Source organism: Acinetobacter sp. XS-4 (assembly GCF_023920705.1).
In the GTDB taxonomy this organism is placed as follows: domain Bacteria; phylum Pseudomonadota; class Gammaproteobacteria; order Pseudomonadales; family Moraxellaceae; genus Acinetobacter.
In genome coordinates this window covers 1,885,498-1,899,318 of the sequence record NZ_CP094657.1, presented here as the reverse complement: position 1 = coordinate 1,899,318, position 13,821 = coordinate 1,885,498, and the positions used below count along the sequence as shown (strand labels likewise).

The 13,821-nt window shown below is 38.9% G+C and carries 10 protein-coding genes; 5 read left to right on the top strand and 5 right to left on the bottom strand.

The window, feature by feature from the left end:
- Positions 1–14 precede the first annotated feature (14 nt).
- The gene (denD, locus tag MMY79_RS08870; RefSeq protein WP_252613105.1) at positions 15–986 is read right to left on the bottom strand and encodes a D-erythronate dehydrogenase; all 972 of its coding nucleotides are present in this window, start codon (positions 984–986) and stop codon (positions 15–17) included.
- A 215-nt stretch (positions 987–1,201) separates the two neighbouring features.
- The gene (locus tag MMY79_RS08865) at positions 1,202–2,137 is read right to left on the bottom strand and encodes a LysR family transcriptional regulator (RefSeq protein ID WP_252613102.1); all 936 of its coding nucleotides are present in this window, start codon (positions 2,135–2,137) and stop codon (positions 1,202–1,204) included.
- Positions 2,138–2,248: 111 nt separating this feature from the next.
- Between MMY79_RS08865 and MMY79_RS08860 the strand changes: the two genes are divergently transcribed.
- The 3 genes from MMY79_RS08860 to MMY79_RS08850 all read left to right on the top strand — a co-directional run bounded on the left by MMY79_RS08860 (position 2,249) and on the right by MMY79_RS08850 (position 6,893).
- Positions 2,249–3,424 (top strand): fumarylacetoacetate hydrolase family protein, encoded by a 1,176-nt coding sequence (locus tag MMY79_RS08860; RefSeq protein ID WP_252613099.1) that lies wholly within the window; start codon positions 2,249–2,251, stop codon positions 3,422–3,424.
- An 88-nt stretch (positions 3,425–3,512) separates the two neighbouring features.
- Positions 3,513–5,300, top strand: coding sequence for an IlvD/Edd family dehydratase (locus MMY79_RS08855; RefSeq protein ID WP_252613096.1), 1,788 nt, complete (start codon positions 3,513–3,515; stop codon positions 5,298–5,300).
- Between the two features lie 15 nt (positions 5,301–5,315).
- Positions 5,316–6,893, top strand: coding sequence for an aldehyde dehydrogenase (NADP(+)) (locus MMY79_RS08850; protein ID WP_252613093.1), 1,578 nt, complete (start codon positions 5,316–5,318; stop codon positions 6,891–6,893).
- 104 nt (positions 6,894–6,997) lie between these two features.
- Here MMY79_RS08850 and MMY79_RS08845 read toward each other — a convergent pair whose 3' ends face one another.
- Both MMY79_RS08845 and MMY79_RS08840 read right to left on the bottom strand, forming a co-directional pair.
- Complete coding sequence (locus tag MMY79_RS08845; protein ID WP_252613091.1) at positions 6,998–8,767, bottom strand: tannase/feruloyl esterase family alpha/beta hydrolase; 1,770 nt, start codon at positions 8,765–8,767, stop codon at positions 6,998–7,000.
- A 208-nt stretch (positions 8,768–8,975) separates the two neighbouring features.
- On the bottom strand, positions 8,976–9,596 hold the full coding sequence (locus tag MMY79_RS08840) for a TetR/AcrR family transcriptional regulator (protein ID WP_252613089.1): 621 nt from the start codon (positions 9,594–9,596) through the stop codon (positions 8,976–8,978).
- 166 nt (positions 9,597–9,762) lie between these two features.
- Between MMY79_RS08840 and MMY79_RS08835 the strand changes: the two genes are divergently transcribed.
- Positions 9,763–11,340 carry an MFS transporter gene (locus MMY79_RS08835; RefSeq protein ID WP_252613086.1) on the top strand — a complete coding sequence of 526 codons (1,578 nt, stop codon included), beginning with the start codon at positions 9,763–9,765 and terminating at the stop codon, positions 11,338–11,340.
- Positions 11,337–12,422, top strand: a complete 1,086-nt coding sequence (locus MMY79_RS08830) for an HlyD family secretion protein (RefSeq protein ID WP_252613083.1) — start codon at positions 11,337–11,339, stop codon at positions 12,420–12,422. The genes MMY79_RS08835 and MMY79_RS08830 overlap by 4 nt, the downstream gene beginning before the upstream one ends.
- 78 nt (positions 12,423–12,500) lie before the next feature.
- On the opposite strand, the gene MMY79_RS08825 is transcribed toward MMY79_RS08830, so the two are convergent.
- Positions 12,501–13,757: an OprD family outer membrane porin gene (locus MMY79_RS08825; RefSeq protein WP_252613080.1), complete on the bottom strand. Its 1,257-nt coding sequence runs from the start codon at positions 13,755–13,757 to the stop codon at positions 12,501–12,503.
- Between the last annotated feature and the right edge of the window lie 64 nt (positions 13,758–13,821).

The following is a 13,821-nucleotide window of genomic DNA, read 5'->3' as shown; positions in this document are numbered from 1 at the left end:
GGCGATCACTGCCATTAATTTTGGGTATCTTCTATATGTGCCTGAATCACGCTTTCAAAATTTTCATCTGCTTGGAAACCTAAAGATTCGGCATATTCAGCTTTCACTTGAACAGGCCAACTTTGAACAATACGTTGAATAGTTTTGTCTTCTTGCCATTGCACTAAATCAGTTGCTTTTTTGCCTGCGACTTTTTCAAGCGCATCAAGCATTTGTTTAACGGTAACCGTTAATCCCGGGAGCGGAATAATTCGGTTATCTTGAAGTACATCTGAAGAAATTGACGCAGCTTTAATCATTGATTCAACACAACGTCGTGGTGAAGTAACAAAAACAGGTGTATCTGACTGGACTGGGCAAACGGCCGTTTCACCCTTTAAAGGTTCGCGGATGATCGAACTAAAAAATGTCGACGCAGCTTTATTTGGTTTACCTGGACGAACCACAATCGTCGGTAATCTTAAAATACGGCCATCAATAAAGCCTTTTCTTGAGTAATCCGAGACAAGCAATTCTCCTACTGCTTTTTGCATGCCATAAGAAGACTTTGGGGTAACAACCGTCTCATCTGTCACCACCTCTGGCAACTGTCCACCAAATACAGCACAGCCACTGGCAAAAATGACTCGAGGCGTGGTTTGTTTCTTTCTTAATTCTTCTAATAAATTTAAAAGTCCGTAGAGATTAACATCCATACCTAAATCAAAATCAGCCTCTGCTGCTGAGCTAACCACAGCGGCTAAATGCCAAACGACATCAATATTTTCTGTAATATGAGCAACTGTAGTTTTATCAGTAATATCACCTACAATCACTTCAATTCTTGGATCTTGTGGCAAATCATCGCCAGCAAATGCATCAAACAGAATAATTTTATCGATCGACTGAGATTTATTGTCATCTAAAGTCAAACTGCCAGCTTTTAAAATCTCTTTGGCAATTTGCTTTCCAATAAAACCTGTTCCACCAGTGATTAGCACATTCATATAGAGGTCCTTTCCTAGTTTTTATTCACTTAAAAACTTTTGTAATTGTCGTGAATTAAACGATAAGGAGTCCTTGCAATAATTTCCAATGAATAATTTCTAAATATTGATAACTTTTTAATATCAGTTTTATGTTTATAAATTGACTCAATAGAGCAGGTTTTTCTTTTTAATTTTAAAGCCTCAAACCCAACTTTGGCTTGAGGCTGAATAGCTTATTTACGTTTTGCATTTTTAAGTAAAATATTAATAAACGCTGCTGCAATATCAGAAACTGGCTCATCTTTACGCGTTAAAATTCCATAATCCTGCGCATCTAAAATTAGATCTGTTTCTAAAATCTGTAATTGCCCTTCTTTTACCTGATCAATCACCATGGCTTCGGGCAACATCCCCACCATAGGCGCTCCTTTTAAGATCTGTAAAAAGGTTTGCATCGACATAGTATTGACTGTATTTAAAGGAATTTTGACTTTTGCTCGGGCAAATGCACCTTCCATACGTTCTCGAATTGGCGTGCCTTTAGGATAGAGTACCCATGGCCAATTTAGTAACTCTTCTAATGTACAAAACTTTTTATTAGCACATGGATGGGCATTATTGACAACAATACAAAACGGCTCTGGGCCTAAAGGTTGGAAATCAAAAAACTGGCTTTGTGTAACATCGGTAAAGCGACCTATGGCTAAATCTAAAGTATGTTCACTTAGCATTTCCATTAAATGGTCACTGGTCTGCTCAACAACATCGATAGAAAGTAGCGGCCATTGTTTCTTAATCTCAATAATGGAGTTTGGAATCACCACTGCTGTTGCTGCAAAGATACCACCTACTTTTAAAAAACCGTGACCACCTAATCTTAAAATTTCAATGTCTTCGACAAAATGCTTTGCATCATTTAAAACACGCTGGGCATATCGAATTACATGTTCGCCTAAAGCCGTTACTGGCATATTTCTAGGTAATCGTTCAAAAACAGGAAAGCCCAGTAAACCTTCTATTTCCTTTAGCATTTTACTCACCGCAGGCTGACTTAAATTCATCTGCTCGGCAGCCGAATGCATATTATTGGTCCTTGCCAAAGTTTCCAATAACACCAAATGTTTGAATTTCAACCAATTATTTAGGCTTGCGTAAGTCAAATCCGCCATTTTCAAAAATCCTTTTCGATAACTTTTCGTTATTAATAATTAAATTATTACGATTGGTGTTTATTAAATAAGAAACATATCATGATTTCAAATAAAAGAAGGATGCTTTAAATGAACTTTAGTTTAAATACCCATAACTCATTACCAGACGATGCTACCCAAGGATGTTTAATTGGTCGCGCGTGGATTCCAAATCAAATTTCCGGCCCATCTCCGATTCTTTTAAAAGGCGATCAGGTTTTTGATATTTCTGAAAAGTTTCACACTATTTCCCAGTTACTAGAAAGTTCAGATCCTTTAAAAGCTTTATCTGAAATTGAAGGAAAATTAGTTGGATCAATTGATGCGTTATTTGCCAACACTGTCGCTGAACCAGATACAAACAAGGCATATTTTTTAGCGCCTATTGATTTGCAAGTGATTAAAGCAGCTGGTGTCACCTTTGCAGCAAGCATGTTAGAGCGCGTAATTGAAGAGCAAGCAGGTGGCGATGCACAAAAAGCTCAATCGATCCGTGCAGTTGTGCAAGGGGTAATTGGTGATAATTTAAAAACAATTGAACCCGGTTCTGAAAAGGCACTTCAACTCAAAGAATATTTAATTGAACAAAAAATGTGGTCTCAATATCTTGAAGTAGGCATTGGTACCGACGCTGAAATTTTTACTAAAGCCCCTGTATTAGCAGCCGTAGGAACGGGTCAAAATATTGGTATTCATCCAAAGTCTGAGTGGAATAACCCAGAACCAGAAGTCGTATTAGTTGCAAATAGTCACGGTAAAATTTTAGGTGCGACTTTAGGTAATGACGTTAATTTGCGCGACTTTGAAGGTCGTAGTGCTTTGTTGTTAAGTAAAGCAAAAGATAACAACGCATCTTGCGCGATTGGTCCATTTATTCGTCTTTTTGATCATACTTTTACTTTAAATGATATCCGTGCTTGTGATGTTGAATTGCAAATTCAGGGTACAGATAACTTTGTGCTGAATGGCATTAGCTCTATGTCTCAAATTAGCCGTGATCCAGAAGATTTAATTCAACAAACACTGAATGAAAATCATCAATATCCAGACGGTTTCGTTTTGTTTTTGGGAACTTTATTTGCACCAACTCAAGATCGAGAACAAGCTGGTGCTGGCTTTACCCATAAAGTCGGAGATGTCGTTCGTATTCATTCACCAAAGCTCGGCACCCTATACAACACGGTCATGACCAGCGACAAAGCAACGCCGTGGAATTTTGGAATAAATGCTTTGATACATAATTTAAAACAACGCGAATTATTATAAATTTCACGTATTATCGATCGGTTGAATTGTAATATTCATCGTGTGAAAAAAATTAAATCTCAAAAAGTATGAGTGGAAGGATCTAAGAATGAATGATCAAGATAAACGGATTTTTTTACGTAGCCAAGAATGGTTTGATGATCCTACACATGCTGACATGACAGCACTCTATGTTGAACGTTACATGAACTATGGGTTAACCCGTGCCGAGCTACAGTCGGGCCGTCCTATTATTGGGATTGCACAAACTGGTAGTGATTTGACTCCATGTAACCGTCATCACAAAGAACTTGCTGAACGGGTTAAAGCAGGCATTCGTGATGCGGGCGGTATTCCCATGGAATTTCCTGTTCACCCAATTGCTGAACAGTCTCGACGCCCTACGGCTGCACTCGATAGAAATTTAGCTTACTTAGGTTTAGTTGAAATATTACATGGCTATCCACTTGATGGTGTAGTGCTAACAACGGGCTGCGATAAAACTACTCCTGCCTGTTTAATGGCGGCTGCAACAACAGATTTACCAGCCATTGTTTTATCTGGTGGTCCAATGCTAGATGGTCACTTTAAGGGTGAATTAATTGGCTCAGGAACGGTGCTTTGGCATGCAAGAAATTTACTTGCCACGGGTGAAATTGACTATGAAGGCTTCATGGAAATGACGACTTCCGCCTCACCTTCAATTGGGCATTGCAATACCATGGGTACTGCACTTTCAATGAATGCATTAGCAGAAGCTCTGGGCATGTCTTTACCTTCATGTGCAAGCATTCCCGCGCCTTATCGCGAACGCGGGCAAATGGCCTATATAACTGGAAAAAGAATATGTGAAATGGTTTTAGAAGATTTACGTCCATCTAAAATCATGAACAAACAATCATTTGAAAACGCCATTGCAGTAGCCTCAGCATTAGGTGCATCAAGTAACTGCCCTCCTCATTTAATTGCAATTGCCCGTCATATGGGTATTGAGCTAAGTTTAGAAGACTGGCAACGCGTTGGAGAGAATATTCCATTAATTGTGAACTGCATGCCTGCGGGTAAATATTTGGGTGAAGGTTTTCACCGTGCTGGCGGTGTTCCTGCTGTTTTGCATGAATTACAAAAGGCCGGCGTTTTACATGAAGGCTGTGCATCAGTCAGCGGTAAAACGATGGGAGAAATTGCTAAAAATGCAAAAACCTCCAACGCAGATGTCATTTTTCCATATGAACAGCCATTAAAACATGGTGCAGGTTTTATTGTGCTTAGTGGCAATTTCTTCGACAGCGCCATTATGAAAATGTCTGTTGTGGGTGAAGCATTTAAGAAAACATATTTATCTGACCCGAATGGGGAAAATAGCTTTGAAGCACGGGCAATCGTTTTTGAAGGGCCAGAGGACTACCACGCACGAATTAATGACCCTGCCTTAGACATTGATGAACATTGTATTTTGGTCATTCGAGGCGCGGGCACAGTTGGCTATCCGGGCAGTGCGGAAGTTGTAAATATGGCTCCACCCGCAGAGTTAATTAAAAAAGGAATTGACTCTTTGCCTTGTCTAGGTGATGGCCGTCAAAGCGGAACATCTGCTAGCCCTTCTATTTTAAATATGTCACCCGAAGCGGCGGTAGGCGGTGGCATTGCTTTATTAAAAACCAATGATCGTTTGCGCATTGATCTAAATAAACGCTCTGTAAATGTCCTTATTTCAGACGAAGAGTTAGACAAACGCCGCGAGGAGTGGAAACCAACTGTCTCTACATCTCAAACGCCTTGGCAAGAAATGTATCGCAACATGGTTGGCCAATTATCAACGGGTGGCTGTTTAGAACCTGCAACGTTATACATGCGTGTGGTCAATCAAAATAACCTTCCACGGCATTCTCATTAATTTCAGGATTTTATTATGACCATTATCGGACACAACTTTATTGGCGGTTCACGTAGTGCACAAAGTACAACTTTATTAAAAAGTGTGGATGCAACAACTGGCGAAGCTTTACCTTATGAATTTCATCATGCAACCGAGCAAGAGATCAATCAGGCCTGTGAAGCGGCCAGTCAAGCCTTTAAGACTTACCGCCATACATCACCTGAACAGCGTGCTGCCTTTTTAGAAAACATTGCCGATGAACTTGACGCCTTGGGTACAGATTTTCTTGAAATTGTCTCACAGGAAACCGCTTTGCCACTTGCACGCCTACAAGGTGAACGTGGTCGTACCAGTGGACAAATGCGTTTATTTGCCAAAGTACTACGCCGTGGTGACTTTTTAGGTGCCCGTATTGATACCGCTTTACCTGAGCGTCAGCCTTTACCGCGCCCAGACTTACGTCAGATTAAAATCGGTGTTGGTCCTGTTGCAGTCTTTGGAGCAAGTAACTTTCCTTTAGCTTTTTCAACCGCAGGTGGCGACACTGCTTCTGCACTGGCAGCTGGTTGTTCTGTGGTAGTGAAAGCCCATAGTGGACACATGGCCACAGCAGATTTTGTGGCTCAAGCAATTGAACGTGCTGTAGAAAAATCAAATATGCCTAAAGGTGTATTTAACATGATCTACGGTAATGGCGTGGGTGAACCGCTGGTGAAGCATCCTTTAATTCAGGCGGTTGGATTTACAGGTTCACTGCGTGGCGGTCGCGCTTTATGTGACATGGCCGCAGCCCGTCCACAACCGATTCCTGTGTTTGCTGAAATGAGCAGTATTAACCCGATGTTAATGTTGCCAGAAGCATTAAAAAACCGTGGTGAAAAAATTGCACAGGACTTGGCAGATTCAGTAGTGCTGGGCTGTGGTCAGTTCTGCACCAATCCGGGATTAATCTTGGGTATTAAATCAACCGAGTTTACTCAGTTCATTCGCAACCTCACCGAAATTATGGGCGGTAAATCTGCACAAACCATGCTCAATATGGGAACTTTAAAAAGCTATGCAGCAGGTCTTGAGCACTTAACTGGGCATCAAGGTATTGAACATTTGGCGGGTCAAACCCAGCAAGGCAATCAGGCACAGCCACAACTGTTTAAAGCGAATGTTGAACTCTTATTAGCAGGCGACCAGCTTCTGCAAGAAGAAATCTTTGGGCCAGCAACAGTGGTCATTGAAGTACAAGACAAAGCACAACTTTTGCAAGCGCTACAAAGCATGAATGGTCAACTTACCGCGACGTTAATTACTGATGAAGCAGATTTAACCGAGTTTGCAGATGTGGTTCCAGTGCTAGAGGAAAAAGCTGGGCGATTACTCATAAACGGGTATCCAACGGGTGTTGAGGTGTGTGATGCGATGGTACACGGCGGGCCATACCCAGCAACTTCAGATGCACGAGGTACTTCTGTTGGAACCTTGGCAATTGACCGTTATTTGCGTCCTGTGTGTTATCAAAACTACCCACAAAGTTTATTGCCAGAAGCTTTAAAAGACAGTAATCCATTACAGATTTTAAGACTTGTGAATGGTGAGATGACTGAAGAAGCAATCTAAAAAATTAAAAGAAATCTTTTGAAGTTAAAAGAATAAAAGCCCCGATGAGGGCTTTTATTCTTTGTTAAGCTAAAAATAAATCTGATCAATGTAAAGGGCTAAAATTATTCGCATTTATAACTATTTACGTGATTAATATCGCCAGCAATATAGGTAATTTTCGTTGGATATAGACAAATAGGTAGGCTACGATCTTTGCTTGCAGAACTAGCGACTAGATTAGTTGGAGCAGTACCCTTCTCAACCCAATTTGTTAACTGTTTATAAAGCTCATCATTAGTGACCAAGGCAACATTTGCATTGCTGTTAGCTGTGCCGTTAGCAAAAGAATGTCCCATACCTGGTATAAAATAAGCTTGCATAAAACTATTAACGACATTTTCCCCCATAGTCGATTTTAACTGTTTTATATAACGCATTGTGCCTTGAGGCATAATCAACTCATCAGCTAGTCCATGATAGATAATTAGTTTACCGCCATGATTTTTAAAATTACTTAGATCCGTTAAATCAGTATTAATATTTGAAAATGCACTTTGTAGCTCAACTCCTTTTTTCTGAACCTCATTTAGCCTTGCATAATCTAAGTTTTTCCACTGATCTAATCCATTGCTGGTCTTATTAATAAAATTGGATTGGGCAATACGGCTATCTTGCTGAATTAAAGCAACGAGATCTGTTGAAATTTGAAAAGGAACTGCGCCAGCTAAACGCGTTAAATTCGTGCCTCGTGTGAGTCCAAACCACTTATGATTCGCGGTTAAATCAAAATGGAAACTATTGTCATTTATTGGATCGGGTACGTTACCATCCTCAGTTTGGCCATACCACATTTTATTGACTGCTAAAGCTTGAACTGATGTTAAGCAACTGTCCGTTTGATTTGTACCACAAAGTATAGAAGTATCTTTTGTTGGGTCATATTTACAAGAAGAAGGATCGAGTACATAGCCATAACTTTGACCATTAACTTGACCACAAGTTTCGTTTGCTCTATTTGATACTAAATTGAGTTGTTCTGTAGTTAAAAGCTGCCCATTTAAATCTCTTTGCATCACAATTTGAGGATAAAGCTCAGAGGTAATAAATCTTGTCCAGTTAATTGCTGGAGCACCGGCAAGTACGCCATCAAAATCATCCGGATTAATCTGTACTTCTTTTAAACCTTGTCTTCCCCCTGTTGAAAAGCCATTCCAGTAGGCATACTTTTGTTTTTCTCCATAATATTGTTGGGTTAAAAGCTTACTGACCACAGCCATTTGGTGAATTCCTCTTTCTGTAAAATCACGCCATAACTCAGTATTAATGCTTCCATCACTATTCATAGCAAAAGAGCCATTATTAACAACATGACCTGTATCTGTTACTGCAGAAACGGCACCTTCAACTGTGGCAGTTTCTGCTGCAGAGCCTGCTGAACTTTGTGTAATACCCACAAGAATATTTGGATTTCGATGTTGACCGCCTACCCAGCCTCCACCACCTTTGACATGAATCCTTTTATTCCACTTAGCTGGATCAGGTAACCAAATTTCAACTCCAATCCCTTCAGAATAAGAAGGTTCTCCTTTATCTTGAAGATGAGTTTCAGGACCTACCAAAACCTTAACAACACAAATATTATTAGCAGCAGAAATGGAAGTATTCTCAGTATTCTCTTTTAATTTTAATAAATCACCTTTTTTAAAATATTCAGTAGAAATAATTTTATAATTATTATCACTAAAACTTTTACTTAATTGTGAACTATCACACACTCCAATTTTATTTGTTGTATCTTGCTCATTATTATCAGAATTATTACATCCATATAGTAGTAATGAGATTAAACTTAAATATAAAACTGATTGTACTTTTCCATTATAAGATTTCATTTTCCTCAAATCCTTTGAAAATAAAAACTCATTTAAGCACATTAATTTTTATATTTAAAAAACCTTATAAATATAAAAAAAGACCTTAAAGATATAATATAAAAACCATATTTATTTCTTAAATAAAACTATTCATCCATTACTAAAAAATAAATATGAAGAAAGATACTTCTATATTATTTTTTAAGAATGTGTAAAAACCTTCAAATTAATCTAGTTTATAATTTATATTTTTCATAAATAAATCAACTGCGTACTCAACCCAAGTGCTAATTTCACTATCAGAAATTGTATAATTAGGATGAGTAAGACACTTAAGATGAGCGTCACTTCGTAATAATGCCAAGAATATATTTGCTGCTATATCGGCAGAGGAATTTAACTCAATTTCTTTATTTTTTTGAAATTTTTCAAGATAACCCGCAATAATATTTGCAAGCTTTTGCGGACCTACTTCAAAGAATTTTTCAGATAACTCGGGAAATCTAACCGCTTCTGCAATACAAACTCTAAAAAATGCCAACCCTGAATGTGACAAGATGAAACACAGATAGGTTTTCCCCATTTCGGTTAAAGCTGAGCGTAAATTTTCAGCTTTCGTCTCGACTAAAATTATTTGCTCTTGCATGTTCGTGCATTGTCGTTCAATCACCGCTGCAAACATCGCTTCTTTATTTTTATAACAACCATACATCGTCGCTTTTGAAACACCCGCTTCCTTTTGGATCATATCTGTCGTTGTGCCACTAAAACCATGAGTCAAAAAAAACTTGGTTGCTGCATCCAGAATTTTTTGATCTTTTTCATTAGCTTTAGTTGAAACTGACATATTGACCTTATAAAAATTTTAGCGATTTCGTTCTAAGTGTAACTCATCGAAAAGTTCAAAATCGAGAATTGACGGAAATTTAATTAGAGAGTAGAGTACCGATCGGTACAGTACAGTAAATATCTGCTCCATGCAATGAATGGATGTTTAAGACTTAAGGTAAAAAATGAATACAAAGCCACTCATCGGTTTAGCAGGTGCAATATTTGCTGCAATGACTGTTGAATTTAATAACCGAATCACGAGCATTACCTTAGTCGACATTCGTGGCGCGATGGGTATTAGTGTCGACTCTGGTTATTGGGTCAACAGTATTTACGCGAGTGCCATGATTATTGGCATGATTCTGTCTACCAGTTGGGCAGTTATTTTTTCTATGCGCAGAGTTCTGCTTTTTGCCATAGGACTTTGCCTCTTTTCTAGCGTTTTAATTCCTTTTAGTCCAAATATCGAAATCTTTTATTTATTGCGTGGCTTACAAGGACTCGCCAACGGTTTAACCATTCCTTTGCTCATGGCCTGTGCGCTTAGATTTTTAGGGCCTGATATTCGGTTATGGGGTCTCGCCTGCTACGCATTAACTGCAACATTCTTTCCGAACTTAAGTGCCGCACTCTCTGCTTTTTATTTAGATGTGATTGGCTGGAAAATGATATTTTTCCAAACTATTCCTTTTTGTGCGCTAAGCGCTGCGCTGGTTTATTTTGGTATTCCCCAAGATCCATTGAATTATTCAAGAATAAAAACTTACGATTGGATGGGTGCCATTTTAGCGATTATTAGCTTAGCGAGCCTGAGCACCATGTTGTTGCATGGTAATCATTTAGATTGGTTCCATTCTCAATTAATTTGTGTACTGGCTTTAATTAGTGCCATTAGCTTACCTTTATTTTTCATACATGAATGGCGTTATCCGTCACCATTAATTAAACCGCAAATGCTCGAGATCCGAAATTTTGCTTATGCCGTTTTCGCACTCTTTTGCTTTGTCATTATTGGTATGTCGACCAGCACATTACCACTGAATTATCTTAGTGCTGTGCATGGCTATAAACCGACTCAGACCATGTGGATTGGCTTACAAATTGCGGCATTACAATTTATCTATATTCCTATTGTTGTGAAGCTTTTAAATCAAGCTTGGGTGGATAGCCGATATGTACACGGGTTTGGTTTACTTCTGGTCATTGCTGGTTGCCTAGGTGCAAGTCAACTTGATACCACATGGAATCAAGATCAGTTTTATTTTTGGCATGCGATCTCATGTTTGGGACAAACCTGTGTCGTGCTCTCGCTCTTAATGATGGGAACAAACAGCGTTCACCCAACCATGGCAATTTATGCATCACCGATGATTAACACTCCGCGTGCTATTAGCGGTGTACTGGGTGTTTGTATTTTAGATTGGATCAATCGAGTGCGCGGTGAATACCATTCAACACGGTTAATTGAAAATACAGCCCAACATGTTTTCCAAAATATTCAAGGCTCTGTCATTAATCCGCTTACTCCCCCTGTGCTCACTGCAAATGGTGCAGATCGTGTTTCAGGTGGTTTATCTGCCCTAAATTCTGCGATTCAAGCGCAACAATCTGTTTTAGTTATTAGCGATCAATATCTCATCTTAGCTGGCCTTACCACTATTTTGTTCATTGTGATGTTGATTTTGCCAGTTCGAACTTATCCGCCACGTATTGCTCTCATTAAGTTAATGAATAGTCATAACTCAGGAAAATCTTTATGAGCACTCTCGAAGCCCAAGATACCACCCACACCGAACCACCTAAGTTAACAAAGGTGCAATATCTCAAAAAGCATTGGGTTATGGTTATTGCGTTCATTATTGTCTTAGCATCTATTTTATGGGTTTTAAAACTTATATTTTTACCATCGTCAATTATAGAAACAGACGATGCACGTGTGGATGTAGAGTACTCAACCATTGCCCCTAAAGTGTCTGGCAATATTGAAGAAATTTATATTAAAGATCATCAGACCGTAAAAAAAGGCCAACTTTTAGCAAGGATTGATGCGCGCGATTATCAAGCTGCTTTGGCTGAGGCTGAATCGAATTATGCAAAAGCACAAGCTGACGTGAGTGAAGCGATGCTCGCAGTTGATAGACAACCGACCGTTATTCGAGAAACTGAAGCACAGCTGAGAAAAGTAGAAGCTGGAATCAAACTCACAAAAGACAATACGGCGCGTTATGAGCAACTACAGGCACTTGGAGCGGAGTCTAGATTAATTACACAGCAATCTAAGACTACATTGACTGAACAATATGCCGACTTAGACAGCAATAAAGAAAAAGTAATTGATGCACAGTATCAGCTCAACCAATATAAGATTCAGGTACAAGCCAAACAAGCGGCTCTTAAACAAGCACAAGCGGCACTTGATAAAGCAAAACTGAATTTGAGCTATACAGAGGTTCGTGCACCTATTGATGGCATGATTGGGCAAAAGTCAGCTAACGTAGGTAACTTTGTGAGCGCTGGTAATCCACTCATGGTGGTTGTGCCTTTAGACCAAGTCTATGTAGAAGCAAACTTCCGTGAAATTGAGTTAAAACAAATTAAGATCGGACAACCTGTTAATGTCTATGTAGATGCTTATAACGTTGAGTTAAAAGGCGTGGTAGATAGTTTCTCCCCATCTACTGGTGCATTTTTCTCTCCGATCTCTGCGACCAATGCAACTGGTAACTTTACCAAAATTGTTCAGCGTCTACCTTTACGAATCAAGCTTGTTGAAAATCAAAAAGACGTTAAATTATTACGTCCTGGTTTATCTGTTTTAGTCTCTATTGATACGAATAAATAGATAGTCTAGATTTCAAAATATGAAAGAAAAAGAGACCATTTACGGTCTCTTTTTTAATGATGAACTTTAAAAACGTCTTTAAAACTTTTTGGTGTAGTTTACAAACAAGCGATCTTCACCAAAGTCATTACCATGTTTTACGTTGTAATCAATACGAATGTATTGCAGGGCCACGCCTTTTAAGAACGGCTGCTGAAACGCATAGTTTAAAATCACATTCGACTCGGTTTCATGGTTTTTCTCACCATTGGCTGCTTTAAAGTCATGGCCGTAAACATATTTCACCATCGCATTTAAACCCGGTACATAGTCTTTAAAGTCATAGCCATACATCACATGGTAAGACTTTTCATCTTCTTTAAAGAAGCCAGTGGCGTTCCAGTTAATGAAATAGGTCTCTGGTAAGAAACCATCTGGTAATGGATAAGCCGACTCACCCATAATCTGTTGGTATCCCAAACCAAAGGTATGGTTCTTTACTTTAAGTGTTTCTAACACGCCAATATTTTGCGCATCAATATCAAAAGTATTGCCGTCATCTTTTGCATTGAAGTATTTAAACTTAGACGTAAGAGCAAAGTTAGGTTGTTTCCAATTATGCTCAAGTCCAACATAGTGTTTGTTGTAGAGGTCTTCCAAATTACCAAAGTAGTATTCGCCCTTGAGTGACGGTGTAAATTGATAGCGCAGATCTATGTAATTTAAGCCATCAGATTCTTTAGTAACCCCATTTGCCGTAAAGGAAAACTTTTTAAAGTCTTCTTCATTTCGTGGCGACACTTTTTCAACCCGGCCAATTTCGACATAAAGCTGATCTGAAAGTTGTGACTTTAAGTTGGTTCCCCAATAAGAGGCAAGTAATTGTCGGCTGGCATCAACAGCCGTTACGGGTAAATCGAGCCAGAGTTCACCGACACTTAAAAGTGTTTTGTCATAGCCTAATTTTAAAGTGGCGCCGTATTTTAAGAAGTCCGATGCTTGTGACTGAGTTTCCTTATTAAAAGGCAAAACCGTATCTGCAACATGTTTGTCTGAACTTAAGCGCACGGCGTATTGAACAGAAGCATCAGCCCCAATCGTAATCGGTTTGTCTGCTATAACTAGTGGAGTGTCATGCATTTTCGATTTATAAAATAAAGATGCTGCCTGAGACCAACTGCCCGTATCTTTGAGTGCATCATTATCAAAATTACGATTGATATAGGCATTTTTTAAAGTGAATTTCCATTCATCTTCACTTTGTTGAGCCGTATCTGCTGCCCACAATAATGAATGACCACTACAGATAAATAAAAGAGTAGAAAACTTTAAATATTCGTTTTTTAAATATTTCATGAAACAAATCATCCTTTAATTATTGTCTGCGCCATCCTTTGGCACAGACATATATTTGTTCGTT

What these genes read in the sequence shown, in the direction of transcription:
- denD (WP_252613105.1), bottom strand. Translation starts at nt 986, where the DNA reads ATGAATGTGCTAATCACTGGTGGAACAGGTTTTATTGGAAAGCAAATT.
- MMY79_RS08865 (WP_252613102.1), bottom strand. Translation starts at nt 2,137, where the DNA reads ATGGCGGATTTGACTTACGCAAGCCTAAATAATTGGTTGAAATTCAAA.
- MMY79_RS08860 (WP_252613099.1), top strand. Translation starts at nt 2,249, where the DNA reads ATGAACTTTAGTTTAAATACCCATAACTCATTACCAGACGATGCTACC.
- MMY79_RS08855 (WP_252613096.1), top strand. Translation starts at nt 3,513, where the DNA reads ATGAATGATCAAGATAAACGGATTTTTTTACGTAGCCAAGAATGGTTT.
- MMY79_RS08850 (WP_252613093.1), top strand. Translation starts at nt 5,316, where the DNA reads ATGACCATTATCGGACACAACTTTATTGGCGGTTCACGTAGTGCACAA.
- MMY79_RS08845 (WP_252613091.1), bottom strand. Translation starts at nt 8,767, where the DNA reads ATGAAATCTTATAATGGAAAAGTACAATCAGTTTTATATTTAAGTTTA.
- MMY79_RS08840 (WP_252613089.1), bottom strand. Translation starts at nt 9,596, where the DNA reads ATGTCAGTTTCAACTAAAGCTAATGAAAAAGATCAAAAAATTCTGGAT.
- MMY79_RS08835 (WP_252613086.1), top strand. Translation starts at nt 9,763, where the DNA reads ATGAATACAAAGCCACTCATCGGTTTAGCAGGTGCAATATTTGCTGCA.
- MMY79_RS08830 (WP_252613083.1), top strand. Translation starts at nt 11,337, where the DNA reads ATGAGCACTCTCGAAGCCCAAGATACCACCCACACCGAACCACCTAAG.
- MMY79_RS08825 (WP_252613080.1), bottom strand. Translation starts at nt 13,757, where the DNA reads ATGAAATATTTAAAAAACGAATATTTAAAGTTTTCTACTCTTTTATTT.